Genomic DNA, 25083 nt, shown 5'->3' on the forward strand with positions numbered 1-25083 from the left:
CAATCTGTCTGGTGACGATGGCAGAGAGGTCACACCTGTTCCCATACCGAACACAGAAGTTAAGCTCTCTAGCGCCGATGGTAGTTGGACTTACGTTCCGCGAGAGTAGGACGTTGCCGGGCAATTTATAAATGGATGCGATGAGCCGCACTCGAGACCTGTTAGGTCTCTTTTTTTATGCCTGAATTTAAATTATACTTATTGCTGAGGGAGTGAGTGGAATGAAAGAAATCACGGATCAGCTGAAAGGCTATACGGCAGCTCTTTCTTTGCATGTACCTGGCCATCATCGTCACACAATAGGTTCATTGCATTTACCTGTTGAGCATGATATGACAGAAATTACAGGACTTGATGATTATCATCATGCTGAAGATGTAATAGCGAAAAGTGAACTTATCCTTTCAAGACATGCGGATTATCGAGCGCGTTATTTAGTGAATGGCACAACAACAGGTATATTATCTGTTATTCTTGCGCATAAAAAGCTCAGTACTAAACGAGTCGCTATGATGCGGAACGTTCATAAATCAGTGCTGAATGCACTGGATCTGACCGGAACAGAGGCGGTGATATTGCCTATGACTGTATCTGATAAAACGAATCAGTATGATGGTATTGATTTTGATCAGTTACATATTAACATGCTGAAAAAGATTGATTTGGTTGTACTGACCTATCCTAATTATTTTGGAGAGATATTCAATATTAAAGAAGCCATTGAATGGTTTCATGCACATGATATTGAAGTGCTGGTTGACGAAGCGCACGGTGCGCATTTTGATATCACTGACTCTTTTCCTTCATCATCTATAAAGTATGCTGGGGATTATATTGTGCAGTCCTACCATAAGACGTTACCTGCGCTGACGATGGGTTCTGTCATCCATATGAAAAAGCAAAGTAAACTGGTAGAAGAAGTGTATTACTATTTATCAGTGCTCCAGACGTCCAGTCCGTCTTATCTGATATTATCCAGTCTGGAACAGGCGCATGATTTCTATCTTCATTATCATGATGCTGTGTTTCTCTCGCAGCGCAGCGAACTGATTGCAGGGCTCAAGCAGACATTTGATGTTATAGAAGTCGGGGATCCGCTGAAACTGGTGATCAGGAAACAAGGATTTACAGGTGAGGAGATTAAAGCACTGATAGAGCGTGAACAGATTTTTGTAGAGCTCTCTACATATGATAGTGTTTTACTCGTGCTGCCGCTCTGGCATGCAGGCGATACATATCCTTTTAAGGAATTAGTCAAGAGAATAGAGCGGATTACAGTTCCTGAACGAACCTCAGTGTTTCAGTCCCTTATTCTCAATCAGGCAGATGGTTCTTATAAACCGGTCACCGGGCAGTTTAAGGCAGTTCAACTCAAGGAAGGAGTAGGCTGTAGGGTTTACCATGCGCTGACCCCTTATCCGCCCGGTATCCCCTATGTGCTGCCAGGTGAAGTGCTGACAGCTGGCCACATCAAGGTCCTTGAAACTTTCGAAAATGTTCATGGTATAATAGACGGAAATATTAATATAATAGATGAGGGATAGTATGACATTGTTTATTACATTTGAAGGACCGGAGGGTTCAGGTAAATCGACTGTGATGCAGGCAGTAGCTGAACGTCTGACAGTTCCCCTGATTAGAACACGTGAGCCAGGTGGTATTCGCATCAGTGAAGCCATCAGAGAACTGCTGCTGGCTGATGACAGCGACATGGATCCGCGTACAGAAGCCTTGCTCTTTGCAGCAAGCAGGCGTCAGCATCTAGTCGAAAAAGTCCTGCCGGCACTTGCAGCGGGGAAACTGGTTCTCTGTGATCGTTTTATCGACAGTTCTCTTGCTTATCAGGGTTATGCGAGAGGGATTGGAACAGAGGAGATTCTGGCAATCAATCAGTTTGCCGTTGAGACGCATATGCCTGACTTGACGCTGTACTTAAAAGTAGCACCGGAAGTCGGATTATCCCGGATTTCGCAGAATGACCGAACGACTAATCGCCTTGATAAGGAGTCTCTGGCCTTTCATCAGCGTGTCTGCGAAGGATACGATCTGCTGGCCGCTCAGTATGACCGAATTGTTACGCTAGATGCTTCGCAGCCTATTGAACAGGTTATTGAATCAGCTTATCAAGTCATCCTCAACAGACTGAGCTGATGTGTTATAATGTGCTATAGAAGACAGGTGGCTGCAGAGATGCAGCTTTTTCAATATATATGGAGGTTCTTATGATTAATCAGCTGGAGAAATTGGCAAGTAATGAAAAGCTGTCACACGCTTATCTGTTTGAAGGAACGCTGCGAGATGATATCAAACAGCAGGCACTTGATTTTGCTGTCCGCATTCTTTGTGATGATGCGCAATGTGAGTCGCGTATCCGCAGTCATAACTTTGCTGATTTTTACTGGCTGGAGTCAGAAGAGCAGACAATAAAAAAAGAAATGATTGAAGATGTTCTGCACCGCATGAATCAGAAACCCGTAGAAGGTGATTACAAAGTCTATGTCATTGTTGACTTTGATAAAGTGACCGTGCAAGGTGAAAACTCAATCCTGAAATTCCTGGAAGAGCCACCACCGAATACAATCGCACTTCTTCTGACAACAAAAGCAGGCGACATTCTACCGACGATTCATTCCCGCTGTCAGCACATCGTCATTCATTCAGAAAATCATTATGACCAGATGCTGAAAGCGGGTATTCATCCGGATCTAGCAGCAACGCTTGCCGCTTTGTCATTCAGTTCTGAGGAAGCAGAAGAATGGCTTGAAGATAAGGAATTTGAAGAACTGCGCAGCGCCCTGTTAAAATGGGTTGAACTGATGCAAAAAGATAGCCAGATGGGACTGATTCAGCTGGTGGAGCTTCTTCAGACAGCAAATGAACGGGAGCATCAGCTGCTGATGTTCGATATGCTGCAGCTTTATTTCCAGGATATGATCTATATCAAAATAGAGCGTCAGAATCAGTTGAGTTATCCAGAACACGAGATTAAAACAAAACAGTTAAGTGAGCGGCTTTCACTGCAGACACTGACGCATTGGATAGATACAACCCAGCAGGCAAAACAGAAGCTGCTGCAGTATGTCAGCCCGATGCTGGTGATGGAACAAGTGGCAATTGAAATGGCAAAGGGGTGAAATAGATGACAGAAATTATTGGTGTTAAATACCATGTAGCAGATAGGACGGAATATTTTGTACCGGATCACGAGCAATACGTGCTGGGTGATTATGTGGTCGTGGAATCAAAACGAGGAAGCGAACTGGCCCGTGTCGTAATCGGCAACCGGGAAGTAGCGGATGATGCGGTTGTACAGCCTGTTCCTATGATTAAGCACCGGGCGACAAAGGAAGATCTGATTAAATATGAAAATAATATGTTCGATGCCGATAAAGCGTTTGTGAGATGCAAGGAGCTGATTGCAAAGCATAAACTTGATATGGGACTTGTGAATGCTGAGTATACGCTTGATAAAGGGAAAATTATCTTTAATTTTACAGCGAGTGAACGTGTTGACTTCCGTGAACTGGTCAAAAGTCTGGCATTTGAACTGAAGACCAGAATTGAACTTCGCCAGATCGGGGTGCGTGATGAGGCAAAGATTCTGGGTGGTATCGGACCCTGTGGACGCAGTCTTTGCTGTGCCACTTATTTAGGAGATTTTGAACCTGTATCTATTAAGATGGCTAAGGATCAGAACCTGTCGCTCAATCCTTCTAAAATATCAGGGGCATGCGGGCGACTGATGTGCTGTCTGAAGTATGAGAATGACTATTACGAGGAAACGCGCAGAAAACTGCCGGATGTCGGACAGAAGATCGAGACGCCGGAAGGGCCGGGTAAAGTCATCGGGCTGAATATACTTGATGTGACGATGCAGGTCAAAGTACAGGGCATTGAGCATCCGATTGAGTATCATCTTGATGAAATCATGTAAGGAGCTAATTAAATGAACAGGGACGAACTATTAAACGAGATTGTTGAGATGGAGCAGCAGATGAAACTGCTGCAGCAAAGCTTCATTTCACTTAAACAGCAGACGGTTGAGCTGGTTGAAGAGAACGTTGCGCTTAAACTGGAACGTGACAACCTGCAGCGGATGATTCAGTCACCCCGTAATGAACCGAAGAAGATGAAATCGCTGCAGAGTAAAGATAATCTTGCTATGCTTTATGCAGAAGGATTCCATATCTGCCGGGGTGAGCTGTTTGGCAAGCATCGCGGAGGTGGGGACTGTATGTTCTGCCTGAACTTACTGGATTCAGATTAAAAAGGGCAGTCAATGCCTTTTTTTATTGGAGGAAGTTATGTTAAAGACAAATGAAAGACTGGATCAGCTGATCAAAGAAGATTTAAGCATCATTCAGAATGATGAGGTCTTCGCGTTTTCAACCGATGCTCTATTACTTGCACACTTTGTGAAGCCCATTAGAAGGGGACGAATCATGGATCTGTGTTCAGGAAACGGTGTTATTCCTTTAGTGCTGAGCCACAAGGTGGATGTGCCGATTGAAGGGATAGAAATACAGCCACTGCTGGTGGATATGGCTCAAAGGTCAATCACGTATAATGGACTGGATGCACGCATCGACGTACGAGAAATGGATCTTAAAAGAGTGTCCCAGGAATACCTGCCCAGCCAGTATGATATTGTCACCTGTAATCCGCCTTATTTCAGAGAGAATCAGGACTTTCAGCATCTGAAGGAGGCTCATCGGATTGCCAGACACGAAGTGCTGTGCACACTGGATGACTGCATTCTCTCCAGTCGTCATCTGCTGAAGCAGGGGGGCAAGCTCTATATGGTACATCGTGCCGATCGTCTGGTCGATTGCCTGATCAGTATGAGGCAAGGTGGAATTGAACCGAAAGTCATCTGGCAGATTTACTCGAGACCAGATAAGCCGGCCGCTGTGACCGTCGTGATAGAGGCAACCAAAGGCGGAAAACCGGATTGCAAAGTGATGCCACCTTTCTATATTTATAATGTTGACGGATCGTATAGTTCAGACATGCAGAAGGTTTATTATGGCTGAGCACTTCATCTATATACTTGAATGTGCAGATGGCACTTATTATACGGGTTATACGACTGATCTTGATAAGCGGCTCGCGGTACATAATACAGGCAGAGGGGCTAAATATACACGTAACAGGCTGCCCGTAAGAAGAATCTATGAGGAAAGACTGTCCACAAAACGTGAAGCGATGCAGCGGGAATATGCAATCAAGCAGCTGACGAGAAAACAGAAAGAACGACTCATCAAAGGAGTGAGAGTATGACATTATATTTAGTCGGCACACCGATCGGTAATCTGGAAGACATCACGTTCCGTGCGGTCAGAATCCTGAAAGAAGTGGATATTATTGCCTGCGAGGATACACGGGTGACAGGCAGGCTGACTCATCATTATGAGATCAATACACCGATGAAGAGTTATCACGAGCATAATAAGGATAAGATGACAGAACAGCTGGTCGAGATGCTGAAGACAGGAGCCGATATCGCACTTGTGTCTGATGCCGGCTTGCCGCTGATCAGTGACCCCGGCTATGAACTTGTCATCGCTGTAAGAGAAGCGGGTGTCAGAGTCGAGACTGTACCAGGACCTAATGCAGCACTGACCGCACTGATGACAAGCGGACTATCCTCTTATTCATTTTTGTTTACGGGGTTTCTGCCTCGAAAAGACAGTGAAAAATTCAATAAGCTGGAAGTCCTGATGAAAGAACCCCACTCCATTATTCTGTACGAATCACCTTACCGGGTGAAGGATACACTATTAACGATCGAGAAAGTGGACTCAGAGCGCCGCGTAGCCCTTGGACGGGAACTGACAAAGAAATTTGAGCAGGTCGTCACGGCACCTGTCAGTGAGCTGCTGGAACAGCTTGAACACGATATACCGTTAAAGGGTGAGTTTGTCATTGTCATCGACGGACAATATGAAGAAGCTGCAGAGGAGAAATGGTGGCATCAGCTCTCATTGAATGAACATGTTGAACATTATATAGAGAATGCACTCTCCTCTAAAGAGGCTATTAAACAGGTGGCGCTAGATCGGAATATGAAAAAAAGAGAGGTCTATGACAGCTATCATATCCATAATTAAGGCCCCAGCGCATGCTGCGCAAGGGCCTGTTTTTTTATTTCGCGTTTTTCTCGCGTTCTTTGATTTCTTTCATTAACTGTTCAGCGCCTTCTTTAGAAAGGACCAGTTTACCACCGGCAAGCAGGTAGTTATCTTCTGAAACATCCCCCGTTACAGCACAAGTCATACTTGGTTTGTATTTTTTCAGGATGATTTTATCAGCATCTGTATAGATTTCAAGGGCATCTTTTTCTGCAATATCCAGAATACGACGTAATTCGATTGGAATAACCACACGGCCCAGCTCATCAACTTTTCTTACAATCCCTGTAGATTTCATTATATATATTCCTCCTGTAGCATTATTTGCTAATTCGACATAAATTATTATTTTTCGACATTTGTCGTATTTAGAATATACTACCATAAATATACAATGTCAATAGGAATAAACGTAAAATAATGCATTGTAACATAATGGTAATAAAAAAACGACCATTTTAAATTTTATTAATGTCGAATTTACATTTAAAGGAATTGTATTGTCCGGATATTTTCGGTATATTTAATAGCATAAACACTCAAGGAGGACTACGATGTCAAACAACACTTTTTATGTGACAACCCCTATCTATTATCCGAGCGGTAAGCTGCATATCGGACATGCATATTCGACAGTTGCAGGGGATGCCATTGCAAGATATAAACGCTTGCAGGGCTATGATGTCAGATATCTGACAGGTACTGATGAACATGGCCAGAAAATACAGGAAAAGGCGCAGGCAGCCGGTAAACCTGAGATTGAATACCTCGATGAGATTATCGCAGATATTCAGGCGTTGTGGCAGAAGCTTGAGATTTCAAATGATGACTTCATCCGCACGACTGAACAACGTCACCAGCAGGTAGTCGAAAAAGTGTTCGAACGTCTGCTGGAACAAGGCGACATCTATCTTGGAGAGTATGAAGGCTGGTATTCAGTACCAGATGAAACCTATTATACTGAGACACAGCTTGTGGATCCGGTGTATGAAGGTGATAAAATTGTCGGCGGTAAGAGTCCGGATTCGGGACATCCTGTAGAACTTGTTAAAGAAGAAAGTTACTTCTTTAAGCTGAGTAAGTATGCTGACCGTCTTGTGAAATATTATGATGAGCATCCAGATTTCATTCAGCCGGTTTCACGTAAAAATGAAATGCTGAATAACTTCATTAAGCCGGGTCTCGAGGATCTGGCTGTCTCACGTACCTCATTTGACTGGGGGATAAAAGTGCCTTCTAATCCGAAGCATGTTGTCTACGTATGGATTGATGCGCTGACGAACTATATCTCAGCACTTGGTTACTTAAGTGAAGACGATTCGCTGTTCGAAAAATACTGGCCGGCTGATGTTCATCTGATGGCTAAAGAGATTGTTCGTTTCCATACAATTATCTGGCCGGTTCTACTGATGGCACTTGATCTGCCGCTGCCGAAAAAAATATTCGCGCACGGCTGGATTCTGATGAAAGATGGCAAGATGAGTAAATCAAAAGGGAATGTCGTTGATCCGCATATCCTGATTGACCGCTACGGTCTGGATGCAGTCCGTTATTACTTACTGCGTGAACTGCCGTTCGGTTCTGACGGTGTCTTCACACCGGAAGCGTTTATCGACCGTACAAACTTCGATCTGGCCAATGATTTCGGTAATCTCGTTAACCGGACGATTGCAATGATCAATAAATATTTCGCAGGTGAACTGACCGGTTATAAAGGACAGATGCATGAGAAAGATGCTGAACTGGAAGCGCTGGCACTTGAAACGAAAGTGAAGTATGACGAAGCGATGGAAGCGATGCAGTTCTCTATCGCTCTGCAGGAAGTATGGAAATTGATCAGCCGTACAAATAAATACATTGATGAGACGACCCCGTGGATACTGGCGAAGGATGAGACGCAGAAAGAGCTGCTTGAAAGCGTGATGTATCATCTGCTTGAAAACATACGCTTCGCTGCGGTCCTGTTACGTCCGTTCCTGACGCAGACACCATACAAAATCTTTGAACAGATGAACCTTGATGCTAGTACGCTGCAGGAATTCTCAAGCATCGAAGAGTATGGCGGGATAGGTGCGATCAAAGTGACCGCGACTCCGGCACCTATCTTCCCGCGACTTGATTCAGAGAAAGAAGTGGCGTTCATTAAAGAAACGATGCAGCCACCACAAGAAGAAGCGGAAGCAGTGTCCTCAAAAGAAGAGATCACTATTGATACGTTCAATGAAGTGGAACTGAAAGTCGCAACGATCATTGATGCAGATCACGTAAAAAAAGCGAAGAAACTGTTAAAGATTCAAGTTGACCTTGGCAGCGAGAAACGTCAGATTGTTTCTGGTATTGCTGAATATTATAAACCGGAAGATATCATCGGCAAGAAAGTCATCGTTGTGACGAACTTAAAACCAGTGAATCTACGCGGTGAAAGATCAGAAGGTATGATATTATCGGCTGAGAAAGAAGGGCAGCTGACACTTGTGAGCGTCCCAAGCTCTATCCTTAACGGCTCAATCGTAAAATAGGAGTGATAAGATGTTGATCGATACACATGTACATTTGAATGCTGATCAGTACGATGAAGACCTGCAGGAAGTCATTGACAGAGCGCTTGCAGCGGGTATCAACCGCATGATTGTCATCGGCTTTGATGAGAAGACAATCACTCGGACAATGGAGTTGATTGATCAGTATGACTTCATCTACGGGGTTATCGGCTGGCATCCAGTCGATGCGATTGATTTTAATGATGATTACTATAACTGGATCAAGGAACTGGCAGTTCATCCGAAGATTGTGGCAATCGGTGAGATGGGTCTGGATTATCACTGGGATAAATCACCGAAAGACGTTCAAAAAGATGTGTTCCGGCGTCAGATTGCTCTGGCGAAGGAACTGAAAAAGCCGATTGTCATCCACAACCGTGAGGCCACTCAGGATGTAATTGATATTCTGAAAGAAGAGAATGCAGCTGAGGTAGGCGGGGTCATGCACAGTTTCAGTGGATCCACTGAAATATGTGATAAAATCCTAAAGATGAACTTCATCATTTCTTTAGGCGGTCCTGTTACCTTCAAGAACGCTAGGCAGCCGAAGGAAGTGGCGAAACATGTACCGCTTGATAAGCTGATTGTTGAGACAGATGCACCTTATCTGACTCCTCATCCTTATCGTGGCAAACGTAATGAACCCGCGTACGTCAAGTTTGTCGCTGAACAGATTGCCGAGCTGCGTGGTATTACTTATGAGGAGCTGGCTGCAGCGACAACACAAAATGCAGAACGTTTATTTCATATATAAGCACCAGGCAGAAATCCGTCATTGGATTTCTGCCTGTTATGCTATAATGAGACGGGTGATAATATGAAAATTAATGAGATAGTGATAGTGGAAGGTAAGGATGATACTGTCAGAGTGAAACAGGCAGTAGACTGTGATACCATCGAAACGAACGGGTCAGCTATTAATGAGGCGACGCTGCAGGCTATTGAGCACGCAGCAGAAAAAAGAGGGGTGATCATTCTGACAGACCCTGATTACCCGGGCAATAAAATCAGAACGACCATTGAGAAACGGGTTCCCACAGCGAAACAGGCTTTTATCGATGCTTCCATCGCGCGGAGTAAAAGGGGGAAAATAGGAATAGAGCATGCGCCTCTTCAAGCGATTGAAGACGCACTGGTCAATGTCAGCACACCTTTCAGCAGTGATGTAGAGACAGTCAGTAAACAGCTGCTGATTGACCTCGGACTGATCATCGGACCGGGTGCCAAAGAAAAACGAACGAAAGTCTGCCGGGTCCTTAAAATAGGCTACTGCAACGGTAAACAGCTCTTCCACCGGCTAAATGCATTCGGTGTGACAGAAGAAGATGTCAAAAACGCGATAAAGTGAGGTTCATATATGGAATATAAAGAGATTGCGACACCTGCCAGAACGAACATGCTGCTTGAGAAATATGGTTTCTCTTTCAAGAAAAGTCTGGGTCAGAACTTCCTGATTGACACCAATGTCATCAATAATATCATCACAGCAAGTGGTATTACCGAGAAATCAGGTGTCATCGAGATTGGTCCGGGCATGGGTTCTCTGACAGAACAACTGGCAAAACGGGCTAAGAAAGTACTGGCATTTGAAATCGATCAGCGACTCATGCCTGTACTTGAAGATACAATGAGTCCGTATAACAATGTAACGATCATCAACGAAGATATTTTAAAGGCAGATGTCAGAACGGCTATTGAAACTCACCTGAATGATTGCGAAGAGATACTCGTCGTAGCGAATCTGCCTTATTACATTACAACACCGATTCTTCTCGGTCTGCTTGAAAAACATCTGCCGATCAAAAGTTATGTCGTTATGATGCAAAAAGAGGTCGGGGACAGACTGAGTGCAGTGCCATCAACGAAGAGTTACGGTTCACTGTCAATCGCTGTGCAGTACTATACTACTGTCGAGAAGGTGATGGTTGTTCCTAAAGGCGTCTTTATGCCGCCACCGAATGTGGATTCTCTGGTCGTTAAGTTGACAACGTTAGCTGAACCGGCCGTAAATGTAACGGATGAAAAGCTGTTTTTTAAACTGACTCGTGGCGCCTTTGTACAGCGTCGTAAAACGATACTGAACAACTATATGTCTCTCTTCAAAGATAGCAAAGAACATAAAGAAGATATTCTCGCTTGGCTGGACCAGTCAGGTATTCAACCGAACAGACGTGGTGAAAGCCTGTCGCTTGATGAGTTTGCAGAGTTAGCCAATCATCTCACAGATTTTAAGCAGCTAATGATATAAAAATATTGACAAGTACGCTAACAGTTGATAAAATTTAAATTTTATTTGACTAATTACTATAAAAATGATATAATTTTCCTCATAGCGAGGTGGGGTCAATATGCCAAAAACATTAATAGACATCAAAAAAATTCTTGATTGTCAGTTAGGAAATCGTATTGTACTTAGAGCCAATGGAGGCCGTAAGAAGTTAATCGAACGCCGCGGCGTTTTGAAAGAAACTTATCCATCAGTTTTTATTGTTGAGCTTGATCAGAGCCAGCACAATTTTGAACGCGTGTCTTATACATATACCGACGTGCTGACAGAAAATGTTCAAGTTACATTTGTGAATGAAAAACAGGAAGAATTCCTCGTTCAATAATATTAACGAGTCAAGCATATCTGAGGATATGCTTTTTTTATTTGTCCCATATCGCATGCATAGTGAAATGTGATAAAATTGTAATAATAATTTTTAAGTGAGGACGAGGGATGATTTACGAAAATGCACCGGCCAAGATCAACTTGACGTTGGATACACTATACAAACGTGAGGATGGTTATCATGAAGTCGAAATGATCATGACAACTGTCGACCTGAATGACCGCCTGACGTTGGAAAAGAGAAGAGATAAGAAGATTGTACTGAAAGTTGAACATCGTTATGTACCGACTGATCATCGTAACTTAGCCTATAAGGCTGCAAAACTGATGATGGATCGTTACGGGATTGAACAGGGCGTAACCATTACACTAGATAAAGCAATACCGATTGCAGCAGGACTTGCAGGAGGCTCAAGTGATGCGGCAGCAACATTCAGGGGGATGAATCGTCTGTTTGAACTCGGCCTTTCACTCGAAGTGCTCAGTGAACTGTCGGCTGAGATAGGGTCAGATATCCCGTTCTGCATTTATGGCAAAACGGCTTTGTGCACGGGGCGCGGAGAAAAGCTGAAGATGCTGCCCAAACCCCCTGCTGCCTGGGTGATACTCGCTAAACCTGATATCAGTGTGTCGACAGCTGATGTCTACGGCGCACTGAAAGTAGAGGATAAGGAAGCAGATATCCAGACTGAACAATGCGTAAAAGCGCTTGAAGCAGGTGACTATCAAATGCTGGTTGAGAATTTAGGTAATACACTTGAGAAAGTGACAACTGAGATGCATCCAGTGATTCAATCCCTGAAGGAAACGATGCAGAAGGCAGGGGTTGATGCAGCGCTTATGAGTGGCAGCGGTCCGACTGTCTACGGCCTCGCCAGCAAGGAAAGGCAGGCTAAAAGCGTTGTCAATGCTCTGAAAGGCTGCTGTAAGGAAGTCTATATGGTAAGATTGTTAGGATAAACTTGAAAAGCCGAACGTTTATGGTATATTGTATTTAAAACATACGTAAATGAGGATTGATTATGAAGTTTAAGCGGAGTGAAAGAATCGTCTTTATGACGAGCTATTTATTACGTCATCCAAATGAACTGGTGCCACTCACCTTTTTTGTGCAGAAGTTCGGACAGGCGAAGTCATCCATCAGTGAAGATATTCAGATCATCAAAGAGACATTTGATAAAGAAAAGATAGGGATTATTACGACGACTGCGGGAGCGAGCGGTGGTGTCACATTTCGGCCTAAGATGTATAAGGAAGAAGCTGCAATTCTGATTGACCAGCTGATTGATATGCTGGAGCAAAGCGACCGGCTGCTGCCGGGCGGTTATCTGTTCATGTCGGACATGGTAGGGAACCCGCGACTGCTCGGACAGGTGGGAGAACTTATCGCCACGCTCTATATGGATAAAGAAATAGATGCAGTGGTGACCATCGCGACAAAAGGAATTTCTCTTGCGAACGCAGTGGCGCATACGATGAACCTGCCTGTTGTGGTGATTCGAAAGGACAATAAGGTCACTGAAGGCTCTACAGTCAGTATCAATTATGTTTCGGGCTCTTCTCGTAAAATAGAGACGATGGTCTTGTCGAAACGGACGCTTCCAGAAGGTGCGAATGTCCTGATTGTCGATGATTTCATGCGTGCCGGGGGCTCTATTAACGGCGTCATGAATTTGATGAGCGAGTTTAAAGCGAAGGTCGCCGGGGTATCTGTACTTGTAGAATCTAAAGAAGTAAAGAATCGCTTAATAGAGGACTACACTTCACTGGTTAAACTATCTGATGTTGATGAGTATAATCAGTCTTTCACAGTAGAAAAAGGCAACTGCCTGAATCATTTCAAATAGAGGAGAATAGAATGATGAAATCAATTTTTTCTAAAAAAGTAGCGGCAGCAATCGGACCCTATTGTCACGCAGTGGTTGTTAACAATATGGTCTATACAAGCGGGCAGCTTCCACTTACAGCAGAGGGTGTGCTCGTAGGAGAAGATATCCAGGCTCAGACTGATCAGGTTCTTAAAAACTTACAGCTGGTCCTGGCAGACAGCGGAGCAAGCTTGGATTCTGTTATCAAAACTACGATTTTTATTAAGGATATGAATGATTTTCCTTTAATTAATGAAGTATATGGCAGTTATTTTGCTGAGCATCTTCCCGCTCGCAGTTGTGTGGAAGTCAGCCGTCTACCGAAAGATGTTAAAGTTGAAATCGAGGTTGTAGCTCTAGTCCGTTAAGCGAGAAGGAGGCAGCTCAAGTGAAAGTAACAGATGTTCGACTCAGAAAAATTGACACTGATGGCCGTATGAAAGCACTCGTCTCTATCACGCTGGATGAAGTATTTGTCATCCACGATCTGCGGGTGATCGAAGGGAATTCAGGTATGTTTGTGGCGATGCCGAGTAAACGTACGCCAGATGGGGAATTCCGTGATATTGCACACCCTATCAACAGCGAAATGCGACAGGAAATCCAGCAGGCCGTCATGAAGGTTTATGATGAAACACCAGAGCCATTGATTAATGATGATATACAGACTTACGAAGATACCGATGCCGCTACCAGTATAGAGGCAGAAGGTCTGATAGAGGATGACTCAATGACGACGGTAGAAGAAGATCTGCAGAAATAGGGGAGAGAGCATGCAGCTCTCTCTTTTTTATATCTGGATAAGTGCTTGAAAGTCATACAGTTATTAAATTATAATAGAGATAACGCAAATTTTGGAGGCTTTCAATATGACTAGACAAGCAATCATCCTTGCTGCAGGTAAAGGGACACGAATGAAATCAAAACTTTATAAAGTACTTCATCCCGTTGCAGGCAAGCCGATGGTTAAACACGTTCTTGATAATATCCGAGAAGCAGGTGTGACGGAAATCGTTACAGTGGTAGGACACGGAGCAGAAAAGGTAAAAGGACTCCTCGGCAACGAATCAAAATTCAGCATGCAGGAAGAACAGCTGGGAACTGCCCACGCTGTGTCAATGGCCAAAGAACATTTAGCCGGAAATTCAGGGACAACAGTTGTCATCTGCGGGGATACGCCTCTAATCTCTAAAGAAACGATTGAGGGACTTATCGCACATCATGAGCAAAGTGGTGCAAAAGCGACTATTCTTTCTGCTAAGACGAATCAACCGTTCGGGTATGGTCGTATCGTCAGAGACACTCATGGAAATGTCATCAAAATTGTCGAAGAAAAAGATGCCAGCCTAAAAGAGAAATTCATCAATGAAGTCAGCTCAGGCACATTCTGCTTTGATAATGAAGCATTGTTTGAAAAGCTGGCACTTGTAAAGAATGAAAATGCGCAACAGGAGTATTATCTGCCGGATGTCATCCAGCTTTTGAAAGCCGATGATGCTAAAGTAGAGGCATACGTAACAGAAAACTTTGAAGAGACATTAGGCGTCAATGATCGAGTGAATCTAGCGCTTGCTGACAAGTTGATGCGTCATCGCATCAATGTTCAGCATATGCTGAACGGCGTGACGATGATTGATCCGGACACGACCTATATTGAAAGCGATGTTCAGATTGGACAGGACACAGTGATTGAGCCGGGCGTTTCGCTTAAAGGGCGAACAGTCATTGGGAATGAAGTGATAATCACGGCACATAGTGAAATCACGGACAGCACAATTGGTGATGGAGCTGAAATCAAGCATTCTGTCGTTAAGGATTCAGTAGTCGGTGAATGTGCAGCAATCGGTCCATTCGCTCAGCTGCGCCCGGGTAGTGACATAGGCCGCGAAGTAAAAATCGGCAACTTTGTCGAAGTGAAAAAAGCGAAACTGCATGATGAAGCAAAAGTTTCACATTTAAGCTATATCGGAGATGCAGAAATCGGAGAACGGACGAATGTTGGCTGCGGCTCTATCACGGTGAACTACGATGGGCAGAACAAATATAAGACAGTGGTCGGTAAAGATGCATTTATCGGCTGCAATTCAAACCTTGTGGCACCTGTGACAGTAGGAGATGGGTCGTTTGTGGCAGCGGGTTCCACAATTACAGATGATGTACCAGAAGCAAGCCTCGCCTTAGGAAGAGCGCGCCAGACGACTAAAGAAGGATACTACAAAAAATAAAAGCTGTGGAGGCAAAAAAATGTTATATACCGAAATCAAAGACACGAAATTAAAAATCTTTTCCCTGGAAAGTAATCAACCATTAGCAGACGAAATCGCTAAACATATAGGTTTACCGCTTGGGAAGTCAAGTGTAAAACGTTTCAGCGATGGGGAAATTCAGATCAATATTGAGGAAAGTATCCGCGGTTGTGATGTATTCATCATCCAGTCGACATCGAATCCTGTTAACGATCACTTAATGGAACTGCTGATTATGATTGATGCGCTGAAACGTGCATCAGCGGTAACAATTAACGTTGTAATGCCTTACTATGGATATGCTCGACAGGACCGTAAAGCACGAAGTCGTGAACCGATCACAGCAAAACTTGTAGCGAACTTACTTGAAAAAGCAGGTGCGGACCGTGTCATCGCGCTTGATCTGCATGCTCCACAGATCCAGGGATTCTTCGACATTCCAATCGACCATTTAATGGGCGAGCCAATTCTTTCTGACTACTTCCTGGATAAAAAGGATATTGATTTAGAAAGCCTGGTTATCGTTTCACCTGACCACGGTGGTGTAACAAGAGCCCGCAAAATGGCTGACCGCCTGAAAGCGCCGATCGCTATCATTGATAAACGTCGTCCGAAGCCGAACGTTGCTGAAGTAATGAACATTGTGGGCGATATCAATGGCAAGACAGCGATTATTATTGATGACATCATTGATACTGCCGGTACAATCTCTATCGCTGCTCAGGCACTTATTGATAAAGGTGCTAAAGAAGTCTATGCATGCTGTACACACCCAGTGCTATCCGGACCTGCGTTTGAACGTATCGAAAATTCAGCGATCAAAGAGCTGGTCGTGACAAACTCAATCAACTTACCGCAGGAAGGCAGACCTGTTAAAATTGTTCAGTTATCAGTAGCGGAATTACTTGCTCAGGCGATTGTCCGAATCTATGAACAGGAATCCGTCAGTATTTTATTTGATTAATTTAAGAATAAATGTTTAAGCTTTTCGTATCCGGGTATCAGTTATGCATAAGAGAAAATAAACGCTATGCAAGCAGGTTATCACAACTGATGGGCAGGCGTAGGGCGTTCCTCTGCACGAGGGACACGAAAGGCAGGAAATAAAATGACTCATTTACAGGCAGTCGAAAGACAAGGTAAATCATCACGTTCAGAATTAAATCAATTAAGAAATATAGGTAAAATCCCAGCAGTCGTTTACGGCTACGGTGCAAACAACACAGCAGTACATGTTGATGCAGCAGAATTCACTAAAGTCATGCGTGAAGTGGGACGTAATGGCGTAATTGAACTTGCGTTGGAATCAGGCTCAACTAAAGTGATGGTATCTGACTATCAGGTAGATCCACTTAAACATCAGGTGACACATATCGATTTCCTAGCAATCAACATGAAAGCTGAATTAACGGTTGATGTTACTGTGACATTGACTGGTGAAGCGATAGGTGCCGAAGAAGGCGGCGTTGTTCAGCAGCCATTATTCACATTATCTGTAACAGCGACACCGGATGAAATCCCTGAAACGATTGAAGTAGACGTAACTGAACTTAATATCGGTGAATCATTCATGGTCAGCGATTTACGTAGCAACAGAAACTATACAATCAACAATGAAGACGATGAAGTAGTGGCATCTGTAGTACCACCGACAGTAGTTGAAGAATCTGAAGAAGCAGCTGAGGGCGAAGCGACTGAAGGCGGAGAAGCAGCTGAGGGTGAAACTACTGAAGAAAGTGACAAAGAAGAATCTTCTGAAGAAAAAGCTGAATAATCATTCAGATTTCAACAGACAGCTGAGGCTGTCTGTTTTTTTTATAAAGTGAAATCGTTATAATAGCATTAATGAACTGTAAAATGGAGGTTTCTATGAAATGTATTATCGGGCTCGGCAATATCGGGCGTAAATATGAAAACACACGACATAATATCGGGTTTATGGCCGTTGATGCTTTCTGTGACAAACATCAACTTGAGCTGGATAAGCAGAAGTTCAACGGTTTATATACAGTTTCTGTCATCAAAGGTGAGAAAGTTCTGCTGATTGAGCCGATGACCTATATGAATGCTTCAGGTGAAGCAGTCCGTCCCCTGCTGGATTATTATAAGGTGAAGACAGAGGATATTCTAGTTCTCTATGATGATCTGGATATGCCACCTGGGCGCCTGCGCTTAAGACCAAAAGGATCTGCCGGTGGCCACAATGGCATCCGCTCATTGATTCAGCATCTCGGGACTGATGAGTTCAAACGAATCAGAATCGGTATCGGTAGGCCGCCTGGCCGGATGAAAGTGCCGGATTTTGTGCTGCATAAATTTTCAGATGACGAGATGATCACGATGGACCGAGTGATTGAGCGTACAATTGAAGCCTGTGAGGCATTTCTGACAGGTGAGCGCTTTGAAAATGTGATGAATCAGTATAATGGTGATGTCAATTGAAGCCGTTGATTTCAAATGTCGTTCAGCAGGATGAAAGATTCAAGGAGCTGTCCGCGGTCTTCGGACAGAAGAATCTGCTTATTACCGGTCTTAATCCCTCTGCCAAAGTAGTCATGATGGTGGAACAATATTTAACGCAGGACCGTCAGATGATGATTGTCACGAATAATCTTTACCAGGCGGAGCGACTGGAGAATGATCTGGCTCAGCTTGTACCCGCAGAAGAACTTTATAAATATCCTGTGCAGGATATTATGATAGAAGAATTCTCAACGAAGAGTCCAGACCTTATGAGTGAGAGAATTCGTGCATTGACTCGCCTGTCGAATGATGGGAAGGGTTTATTTATCGTTCCTATCAATGGACTTAAGAAACTGCTCAGTCCGAAAGAACTCTTTCAGGCACATGTCATTCAACTTGTTGTAGGAGAGGATATTGAGCTGGAGACTCTGCAGCAGCAACTAGTTGATATGGGGTATATGAGACGTAATCAAGTGACGACTGTAGGTGAGTTTTCAGTTCGCGGGGGTCTGATTGATATCTTTCCGATGCTTGGCAGACCCGTCCGTATTGAACTCTTTGATACAGAGATCGACAGCATCCGTTATTTTGATGGGGATACACAGCGTTCAGAAGAGAACATTGAAAAGGCTGAAATAACGGCAGCCAGTGAGTTTATCTTTAATGACGACCAGATTAAAAGCATCAGAGATGGCTTGAAGACCGCACTTGATGAAACAAAGAAGAAATTATCGAAAGAAGCGCAGCAGGACCTGCATGAAACTTATGACAATCTGATGTCCCATTCCGCAGAGCTGCTTGATCATAACGTATTAAGACGGGCCATCAAGTTTGCTTATCCGGAAGAAACAACGATAGTGGATTATCTTCAGTCCGATGCCCTGATTGTTGTCGATGAATTCAACCGCATTAAAGAAGCGGAGGAAACCATCACCCGAGAAATAGATGAATTCCAGCAGTCCCTGATTGAGAGCGGACGTGGCTTTATCGGTCAGCGATTCATTAAAGAAGAGGCATTTCATCAGCTGCTGAATCACTTTACAACTACATTCTTTACACTATTCACAGCGACGATGCCGGTTAAAATTGAAGAGATTGTTAAGTTCTCATGTAAACCCGTGCAGCAGTTCTATGGTCAGTATGATCTGATGTTCTCGGAATTTGACCGCTTCAGAAAGCAGGCTTATACGATGGTAGTGCTTGCTTCTAATCCGACCCGTAAAAAGAAGATTCAGGATATGCTCGTGGATATGCAGCTGCCGGTATCGGTAGACCGGACAGCAGAGCCGGGTATTGCAGTGATTACAAGCGGAGATCTGTCTGAAGGATTTGAGCTGCCGTATATGAAGCTTGCAGTAATTACTGAGCGTGAACTATTCAAACTGCGAAAAGAGAAACCGCGACGCAACCAGAAGAAATTGTCGAATGCAGAAAAAATTAAATCCTACCAGGAACTGAACATCGGTGACTACGTCGTCCATATCCATCATGGTGTCGGCCGTTATCTCGGCGTTGAAACACTTGAGGTCAATCACATCCATAAGGATTATATCAAGATACAGTATAAAGGGACTGACCAGCTCTTTGTGCCGGTGGACCAGATGTCGTACGTCCAGAAGTTCGTCGGTGCTGAGGATAAAGAGCCGAAGCTCAATAAGATGGGCGGTACGGAATGGAAGAAAACAAAGGCACGCGTTCAGCAGAGTGTCAATGATATCGCGGATGAACTGCTGAAGCTCTATCAGGAGCGTGAACGTATCGTAGGCTATCAGTTCGGACCGGATACAGAAGAGCAGGATACGTTTGAAATGGATTTCCCTTATGAACCGACTGTCGATCAGGTCCGTTCACTTGAAGAAATCAAGGAGGACATGGAGAAACCGAAGCCGATGGACCGTTTATTGTGCGGCGATGTGGGTTATGGTAAGACGGAAGTCGCTGTACGGGCTGCATTCAAAGCTGTAATGGACGGTAAACAGGTCGCTTTTCTTGTGCCGACGACTATCCTGGCGCAGCAGCACTACGAGACATTTATTGAACGGATGCAGGATTATGCGGTTGAGATTCAGATGATGAGCCGCTTCAGAACAGCGAAAGAGATCAAAGCGACCAAAGAAGGCCTGAAGTCAGGCTTTGTGGATATCGTCATCGGTACACATAAACTTCTGAGTAAAGATGTCATCTATAAAGACCTCGGCCTCCTGATTGTCGATGAAGAGCAGCGCTTCGGTGTTACACATAAAGAAAAAATCAAGGCACTGAAAACGAATGTGGATGTCCTGACACTTACGGCAACTCCGATACCGAGAACGCTGCATATGAGTTTACTTGGTGTACGTGATCTTTCTGTAATCGAGACGCCTCCGGAAAACCGTTTCCCGGTACAGACTTATGTACTTGAATATCAGCATAATTTCATCAAAGAAGCACTTGAGCGCGAACTTGCACGTAATGGGCAGGTATTCTATCTCTATAACAGGGTGGCGACAATCTACCAGAAAGCAGAGCAGCTGGAGATGATGCTGCCGGATGCACGTATTGGTGTGGCGCACGGGCAGATGTCTGAACGTGAACTTGAAGAGACGATGCTCGCCTTTATCAACGGTGAATATGATGTCCTTGTCACGACTACGATCATCGAGACCGGGGTTGATGTGCCAAATGCCAATACGCTCATTATAGAAGACGCGGACCGGTTCGGTCTCAGTCAGCTGTATCAGCTGCGGGGTCGTGTCGGCCGAAGCAACCGGATCAGTTATGCCTATTTTCTGCATGCGCCGAACAAGGTGCTGACAGAAGTAGCGGAGCAGCGGCTGCAGGCCATCAAGGAATTCACGGAGCTGGGCTCAGGCTTCAAGATTGCGATGCGTGACCTTAATATCCGCGGGGCCGGGAACCTGCTCGGCCGTCAGCAGCATGGTTTTATTGACTCAGTCGGCTATGATCTCTATACAGAGATGCTGCAGCAGGCGGTCAATGAAAAACGGGGAATTGAGACGCCCCAGGAACGGCCGGAAATTGAAGTCGATCTGCAGGTGGATGCCTATATTCCTGCTGAATATATCCGGGAGGAACAGGCAAAAATTGAATTCTATAAGAAACTCAGACAGATTCAGACTGAGAAAGAACTGATGGATGTACAGGACGAGATGACTGATCGTTACGGTGATTATCCGGTGGAAGTCGAACGTCTGCTGAATATCGTGAAGATCAAGGTCAATGCGCTTCAATTCGGTATCACACATATTAAAGAACGGCCGAAAGAAATTGAACTGACTGTATCACAGGCTTCCACTGCGAAAGTGAATGGTGAACAGCTCTTTAAAGACACAGAGACATTCGGACGTGAACTGAAAGTAGGCGTAGCTGACAACCGGATGACCTTGTCTCTGAAAAAACATGGCAACTGGCTGCAGATGCTTGTTCAGCTGACTGACAGTATGCAGGGAAGTCTGGTCATCGATGGCGAAGAATAATGTCTTCAACTCTGTCATTATCCTGACAGTGACCATGCTGTCTGTTAAAATACTTAGTGCGATCTATCGTGTGCCTTATCAGAATGTCCTAGGCGACGCCGGTCTCTACGCTTATCAGCAGGTCTATCCGGTAGTGGCTATCGTCGCAGTACTCAGTCTGAATGCAATACCGAGTGTCATCAGTCAGTTTGATCATATATATGCCCAGAAAGTCTATCGTCTCCTACGTATCAGTAGTCTGTTCATCCTGCTTATTCTTCTGCTGTTCAGCAGCAGGGTCGCACACCTGATGGGCGACCCTGGTCTGACACCGATGCTCAGATTGTCGCTGCTTGTGCTCTTACCGTTCAGTTTTGTCGCGACTGCCCGCGGCGAGCTGCAGCGAGCCGGTGATATGCGGACGATTGCAATCTCACAGCTGGTCGATCAAGTGCTGAGAGTATCAGTCATTCTGTTTGCCATCTATTTATTTACAACAGGACTGTCAATCTACGAGAGCGGAGCTATCAGTATTTTCGGTTCATTTCTAGGATTGAGCGGCGGCTGGTGCTACCTGAAATATAAGCAACGAGGTATCAAAGCGACAGGCCAGCTTGAAAGTAAGGAGCTGAGGCAGTTTCTGTTACTGTCTCTGTTTTATGCGCTCAGCTACCTGATCATGATACTCTGGCAGCTTGTCGATAGTTTCACCGTACTGAACATGCTGAAGCAGGCAGGTTATAGTCTCAGGGCCAGCAGTGAACTGAAGGGAATCTATGACCGAGGAGCCTCACTGATTCAGATGGGCCTGATTGTGACGACATCCTTTGCACTCGTTCTGATTCCTCTTCTGGCTGCAAGCAAAAAAGCCGGACGTTTTAAAGAGATGAATGACTATGCAAGTTCAGCGCTGAAGATCACGATTGTCTTCAGCAGCGCGGCAAGTATTGGTCTGCTTAACCTGATTAAACCTTTAAATCTATTTCTCTTCAAGACCGAGACTGAAGCGATGACGCTTGCCGTCTATATGCTCGCCGTCATCTTTGTTTCTCTTATCATCATGTTTACGGCGATGCTGCAGATCACAGAAGATTATCATGTGCAGGGCATCGGTGTTGTGACGGGACTCATCATCAAGATTGTTCTGAATGTCCTCTTGATTGAAAATTTTGGTATACTAGGGGCAGCAATCGCTACAGTGAGCGGGCTTATCGTGTATACCCTTATTCTGTACAGCAAAGTAGCGGCACGTTACAGGCTGGTTCTCCGTGCCTTTATCGTCCGCTGGCTGCTGACGCTTGCAATTATGACGGCGGCGCTGCAAGTTGTCGTGCTGCTGCCGTATACAGGCAGATGGAGTGCGCTTGCGGTGTCTTCATTGGGTGTCATGATCGGTGTCATCATCGTGCTCGCGTCATTTATCAAACTAAAAATAATTACTGCTGAAGAATGGATGCTCCTGCCCTGGGGTGAGCATGTCATCAAGTGGATGAAGTGAGGAAAATCATGAATAAGATAACAGTCATCGGACTCGGTAATTACGGTCTTGATGAATTACCCTATGGTATTTATAAACTGCTGACAGCAGGCGAAAAAGTCTATGTGCGAACATTGGAGCATCCTGTCATTCAGGAACTGCCGGAAGTCGAGTGGCATTCCTTTGATGATATATATAAGAAACATGACCAGTTTCCGGCGGTCTATCAGGAAATCGTAGCGGCGCTCCTGGCAGCAAGTGAGAAGGAGGGGGTGCTCTATGCAGTTCCGGGACATCCGATGGTGGCGGAATCTACGACCCAGCTCCTGCTGGAGGCTGATGCGGCAGTAGAAATCAAAGGCGGCAAAAGTTTCATTGACGATCTGTTTACGGCGGCGAAAGCTGATCCGAATGATGGCTTCCAGCTGCTTGATGCTACAGCATTTGATGTACGGCAGCTGAATATCCGTAATGCGCTTATCGTGACCCAGGTCTACAATCAGATTGTAGCAAGCGACCTGAAAATTACACTGCTGGAACATTATCCTGCAGACCATCCGGTTCGCATTATCACGGCAGCGAGAAATGCGGATGCAGCCGTTACAGAAGTACCGTTACATGAGCTTGACCATGAGTTCAGTGAATCGAATTTAACAAGTCTCTTTATTCCGGCCGTTCAAGGTGCAGGTCTCTACGGGGAGTTGTCAGAGCTGGATCGTGTAATGACACATCTTATCAGCCCGGATGGCTGCCCGTGGGATCAGAAGCAGACACATGCCTCACTCAGACGTTATCTCATCGAAGAAAGTTTCGAATTTATGGAAGCGGTCGATGAAGATGACATCGATCATATGATCGAAGAACTCGGGGATATTCTGCTGCAGGTTGTATTTCATGCAGCACTGGCAAAAAGGGAGGAACTGTTCGATATCAGAGAAGTGGTGACAGTAGTGACAGATAAGATGATACGACGTCACCCTCATGTCTTCGGTGATACTGTCGTCAATAACCTCGAAGACTTGAATCAGGTATGGGAACAGGAAAAGAGAAATGAAGGTAAAGTTAAGCGCGAAGTGAAGATGGAAAAGCAGTTTGCTGACCTCTTTATGACGCTCTATGACAAAGTAAAAGAAGGGGCTTCGCTAGAAGAAGCCTTACAGGAGGTAAAACATGAGACTCGATAAATACTTAAAAGTATCACGGCTGATCAAGCGCCGTACGCTGGCGAAAGAAGTCAGTGACCAGGGTCGTATTTCAATCAACGGTAATGTTGCTAAGGCGTCATCTGATGTGAATGTCGGTGATGAACTCGTTATCAGACTAGGTCAGCGTATTATCACTGTAGAAGTGACAGGATTATCTGAACATGCGACGAAAGATAATGCGAAGCAGATGTTTGAAGTGAAAAAAGAAGAAAAAATTTCATCTGCACCGGAATAGGAGGCAGAGCCATGGCACGTAAAGTAAAGCAAATTGACAATGCCTATACACGCGATAAAAGAGTGCAGGTCAAAATGAGCCGGGTAGTCAGGAAGCGTCTGACGGTGTTCGGTGGTTTCCTGGTGGCCATTCTGCTCTTTCTTTCAGTTCTGCTGCTCGTGCAGATGAATCAGAATAAAGAACTGAAAGGTGCCTACCAGGAGAAGACAGCTGAACTTAAAAAACTGAAGGATCAGGAAATTGCGCTTAAAGAACAGCTTAAGCAGCTGAACAGCAAGGAATATATTACTAAAGTCGCCCGTAGTGAATATTTCCTGAGCAATGACGGTGAAATTATTTTTAAACTGCCTGAAGACGATACTGAAAAGTAGTTCGTCAGTTGTTATTTGATGGAATGAAGCATATAATAAGTTAAGGAAAAAAATTCGGGAGGATTTAGCAAACTTATGTCAATAGAAGTTGGAAGTAAGTTAAAAGGTAAGGTTACAGGTATTAAGAATTTCGGTGCATTTGTGGAATTACCTGGAGGTAAAAGCGGCCTCGTTCACATCAGTGAAGTCGCTGACAGCTACGTGGAAAACATAGCAGACCATCTGGAAATGGGACAGGAAGTCGAAGTGAAAGTTCTTTCAGTAGGCGATGATGGTAAGATCAGCCTGTCAATCAAGAAAGCAAAAGATCGTCCAAAACCACCCCCTGCACCGAAACAGGAAAAGAAACCTGAAGATTTCGAGAAGAAACTTTCAAATTTCTTAAAAGACAGTGAGGAACGACTTACTTCTGCAAAACGACAAACAGAACGTCGTGGTGGAAAAGGCGCTAGACGTTAATATGATGAATAAAAGATTG

28 protein-coding genes and 1 rRNA gene are annotated in these 25083 nt (G+C 44.5%); 28 read left to right on the forward strand and 1 reads right to left on the reverse strand.

Annotated elements, in window-relative coordinates; translation table 11 throughout:
* Nucleotides 1-7: 7 nt before the first annotated feature.
* The 9 genes from rrf (at nucleotide 8) to rsmI (ending at nucleotide 6110) form a co-directional block, all read left to right on the forward strand.
* Nucleotides 8-122: ribosomal RNA gene (gene rrf, locus ERX40_RS10560) — 5S ribosomal RNA — on the forward strand.
* A 99-nt stretch (nucleotides 123-221) separates the two neighbouring features.
* A complete protein-coding gene (locus ERX40_RS10565; protein ID WP_133418468.1) occupies nucleotides 222-1544 on the forward strand; it encodes an Orn/Lys/Arg family decarboxylase in 1323 nt (440 codons plus the stop codon).
* A gap of 1 nt (nucleotide 1545) precedes the next feature.
* Nucleotides 1546-2151, forward strand: a complete 606-nt coding sequence (tmk, locus tag ERX40_RS10570; protein ID WP_133418469.1) for a dTMP kinase — start codon at nucleotides 1546-1548, stop codon at nucleotides 2149-2151.
* A gap of 71 nt (nucleotides 2152-2222) precedes the next feature.
* Nucleotides 2223-3134 carry a DNA polymerase III subunit delta' gene (locus ERX40_RS10575; RefSeq protein WP_165980754.1) on the forward strand — a complete coding sequence of 304 codons (912 nt, stop codon included), beginning with the start codon at nucleotides 2223-2225 and terminating at the stop codon, nucleotides 3132-3134.
* Nucleotides 3135-3139: 5 nt separating this feature from the next.
* A complete protein-coding gene (locus ERX40_RS10580; protein ID WP_133418471.1) occupies nucleotides 3140-3934 on the forward strand; it encodes a PSP1 domain-containing protein in 795 nt (264 codons plus the stop codon).
* Nucleotides 3935-3946: 12 nt separating this feature from the next.
* Entirely contained in the window at nucleotides 3947-4267 is a 321-nt protein-coding gene (locus ERX40_RS10585; protein WP_133418472.1) for an initiation-control protein YabA, read from the forward strand.
* Nucleotides 4268-4304: 37 nt separating this feature from the next.
* Nucleotides 4305-5033: a tRNA1(Val) (adenine(37)-N6)-methyltransferase gene (locus ERX40_RS10590; protein ID WP_133418473.1), complete on the forward strand. Its 729-nt coding sequence runs from the start codon at nucleotides 4305-4307 to the stop codon at nucleotides 5031-5033.
* A complete protein-coding gene (locus tag ERX40_RS10595) occupies nucleotides 5026-5280 on the forward strand; it encodes a GIY-YIG nuclease family protein (protein ID WP_133418474.1) in 255 nt (84 codons plus the stop codon). The genes ERX40_RS10590 and ERX40_RS10595 overlap by 8 nt, the downstream gene beginning before the upstream one ends.
* The gene (gene rsmI, locus ERX40_RS10600; protein WP_133418475.1) at nucleotides 5277-6110 is read left to right on the forward strand and encodes a 16S rRNA (cytidine(1402)-2'-O)-methyltransferase; all 834 of its coding nucleotides are present in this window, start codon (nucleotides 5277-5279) and stop codon (nucleotides 6108-6110) included. The genes ERX40_RS10595 and rsmI overlap by 4 nt, the downstream gene beginning before the upstream one ends.
* Nucleotides 6111-6144: 34 nt before the next feature.
* Here rsmI and ERX40_RS10605 read toward each other — a convergent pair whose 3' ends face one another.
* Nucleotides 6145-6429 carry an AbrB/MazE/SpoVT family DNA-binding domain-containing protein gene (locus ERX40_RS10605; protein ID WP_133418476.1) on the reverse strand — a complete coding sequence of 95 codons (285 nt, stop codon included), beginning with the start codon at nucleotides 6427-6429 and terminating at the stop codon, nucleotides 6145-6147.
* 256 nt (nucleotides 6430-6685) lie between these two features.
* Between ERX40_RS10605 and metG the strand changes: the two genes are divergently transcribed.
* The 19 genes from metG (at nucleotide 6686) to ERX40_RS10700 (ending at nucleotide 25064) form a co-directional block, all read left to right on the forward strand.
* Nucleotides 6686-8650: a methionine--tRNA ligase gene (metG, locus tag ERX40_RS10610; protein WP_133418477.1), complete on the forward strand. Its 1965-nt coding sequence runs from the start codon at nucleotides 6686-6688 to the stop codon at nucleotides 8648-8650.
* A 10-nt stretch (nucleotides 8651-8660) separates the two neighbouring features.
* Nucleotides 8661-9425: a TatD family hydrolase gene (locus ERX40_RS10615; RefSeq protein WP_133418478.1), complete on the forward strand. Its 765-nt coding sequence runs from the start codon at nucleotides 8661-8663 to the stop codon at nucleotides 9423-9425.
* 63 nt (nucleotides 9426-9488) lie between these two features.
* Complete coding sequence (gene rnmV, locus ERX40_RS10620; RefSeq protein WP_133418479.1) at nucleotides 9489-10019, forward strand: ribonuclease M5; 531 nt, start codon at nucleotides 9489-9491, stop codon at nucleotides 10017-10019.
* Nucleotides 10020-10028: 9 nt separating this feature from the next.
* Entirely contained in the window at nucleotides 10029-10919 is an 891-nt protein-coding gene (gene rsmA, locus ERX40_RS10625; protein WP_133418480.1) for a 16S rRNA (adenine(1518)-N(6)/adenine(1519)-N(6))-dimethyltransferase RsmA, read from the forward strand.
* Nucleotides 10920-11019: 100 nt separating this feature from the next.
* Nucleotides 11020-11283, forward strand: coding sequence for a biofilm formation stimulator Veg (gene veg, locus ERX40_RS10630; protein WP_133418481.1), 264 nt, complete (start codon nucleotides 11020-11022; stop codon nucleotides 11281-11283).
* Nucleotides 11284-11393: 110 nt separating this feature from the next.
* Nucleotides 11394-12245, forward strand: coding sequence for a 4-(cytidine 5'-diphospho)-2-C-methyl-D-erythritol kinase (gene ispE, locus ERX40_RS10635; RefSeq protein ID WP_133418482.1), 852 nt, complete (start codon nucleotides 11394-11396; stop codon nucleotides 12243-12245).
* A gap of 62 nt (nucleotides 12246-12307) precedes the next feature.
* Nucleotides 12308-13132: a pur operon repressor gene (gene purR, locus ERX40_RS10640; protein WP_133418483.1), complete on the forward strand. Its 825-nt coding sequence runs from the start codon at nucleotides 12308-12310 to the stop codon at nucleotides 13130-13132.
* 14 nt (nucleotides 13133-13146) lie between these two features.
* Nucleotides 13147-13521, forward strand: a complete 375-nt coding sequence (locus tag ERX40_RS10645; RefSeq protein ID WP_133418504.1) for a RidA family protein — start codon at nucleotides 13147-13149, stop codon at nucleotides 13519-13521.
* A 20-nt stretch (nucleotides 13522-13541) separates the two neighbouring features.
* Complete coding sequence (gene spoVG, locus ERX40_RS10650; protein ID WP_133418484.1) at nucleotides 13542-13916, forward strand: septation regulator SpoVG; 375 nt, start codon at nucleotides 13542-13544, stop codon at nucleotides 13914-13916.
* Between the two features lie 106 nt (nucleotides 13917-14022).
* Nucleotides 14023-15378 (forward strand): bifunctional UDP-N-acetylglucosamine diphosphorylase/glucosamine-1-phosphate N-acetyltransferase GlmU, encoded by a 1356-nt coding sequence (glmU, locus tag ERX40_RS10655; RefSeq protein ID WP_133418485.1) that lies wholly within the window; start codon nucleotides 14023-14025, stop codon nucleotides 15376-15378.
* Nucleotides 15379-15397: 19 nt separating this feature from the next.
* Nucleotides 15398-16363: a ribose-phosphate diphosphokinase gene (locus tag ERX40_RS10660; protein ID WP_133418486.1), complete on the forward strand. Its 966-nt coding sequence runs from the start codon at nucleotides 15398-15400 to the stop codon at nucleotides 16361-16363.
* A gap of 144 nt (nucleotides 16364-16507) precedes the next feature.
* On the forward strand, nucleotides 16508-17173 hold the full coding sequence (locus ERX40_RS10665) for a 50S ribosomal protein L25/general stress protein Ctc (RefSeq protein WP_133418487.1): 666 nt from the start codon (nucleotides 16508-16510) through the stop codon (nucleotides 17171-17173).
* Nucleotides 17174-17268: 95 nt separating this feature from the next.
* Nucleotides 17269-17841 (forward strand): aminoacyl-tRNA hydrolase, encoded by a 573-nt coding sequence (gene pth / locus ERX40_RS10670; RefSeq protein WP_133418488.1) that lies wholly within the window; start codon nucleotides 17269-17271, stop codon nucleotides 17839-17841.
* The gene (gene mfd, locus ERX40_RS10675; RefSeq protein ID WP_133418489.1) at nucleotides 17838-21338 is read left to right on the forward strand and encodes a transcription-repair coupling factor; all 3501 of its coding nucleotides are present in this window, start codon (nucleotides 17838-17840) and stop codon (nucleotides 21336-21338) included. The genes pth and mfd overlap by 4 nt, the downstream gene beginning before the upstream one ends.
* Entirely contained in the window at nucleotides 21325-22815 is a 1491-nt protein-coding gene (locus tag ERX40_RS10680; RefSeq protein ID WP_133418490.1) for an oligosaccharide flippase family protein, read from the forward strand. Before mfd ends, ERX40_RS10680 begins: the two co-directional genes overlap by 14 nt.
* 8 nt (nucleotides 22816-22823) lie before the next feature.
* Nucleotides 22824-23978: a MazG nucleotide pyrophosphohydrolase domain-containing protein gene (locus ERX40_RS10685; RefSeq protein ID WP_243713054.1), complete on the forward strand. Its 1155-nt coding sequence runs from the start codon at nucleotides 22824-22826 to the stop codon at nucleotides 23976-23978.
* Nucleotides 23965-24234 carry an RNA-binding S4 domain-containing protein gene (locus tag ERX40_RS10690; protein WP_133418491.1) on the forward strand — a complete coding sequence of 90 codons (270 nt, stop codon included), beginning with the start codon at nucleotides 23965-23967 and terminating at the stop codon, nucleotides 24232-24234. Before ERX40_RS10685 ends, ERX40_RS10690 begins: the two co-directional genes overlap by 14 nt.
* An 11-nt stretch (nucleotides 24235-24245) precedes the next feature.
* A complete protein-coding gene (locus tag ERX40_RS10695; protein WP_133418492.1) occupies nucleotides 24246-24605 on the forward strand; it encodes an FtsB family cell division protein in 360 nt (119 codons plus the stop codon).
* Nucleotides 24606-24680: 75 nt separating this feature from the next.
* Nucleotides 24681-25064, forward strand: a complete 384-nt coding sequence (locus ERX40_RS10700; protein WP_133418493.1) for a S1 domain-containing RNA-binding protein — start codon at nucleotides 24681-24683, stop codon at nucleotides 25062-25064.
* The last annotated feature ends 19 nt before the right edge of the window (nucleotides 25065-25083 follow it).

The sequence above is a fragment of the Macrococcus carouselicus genome (genome assembly GCF_004359515.1).
GTDB lineage: Bacteria > Bacillota > Bacilli > Staphylococcales > Staphylococcaceae > Macrococcus > Macrococcus carouselicus.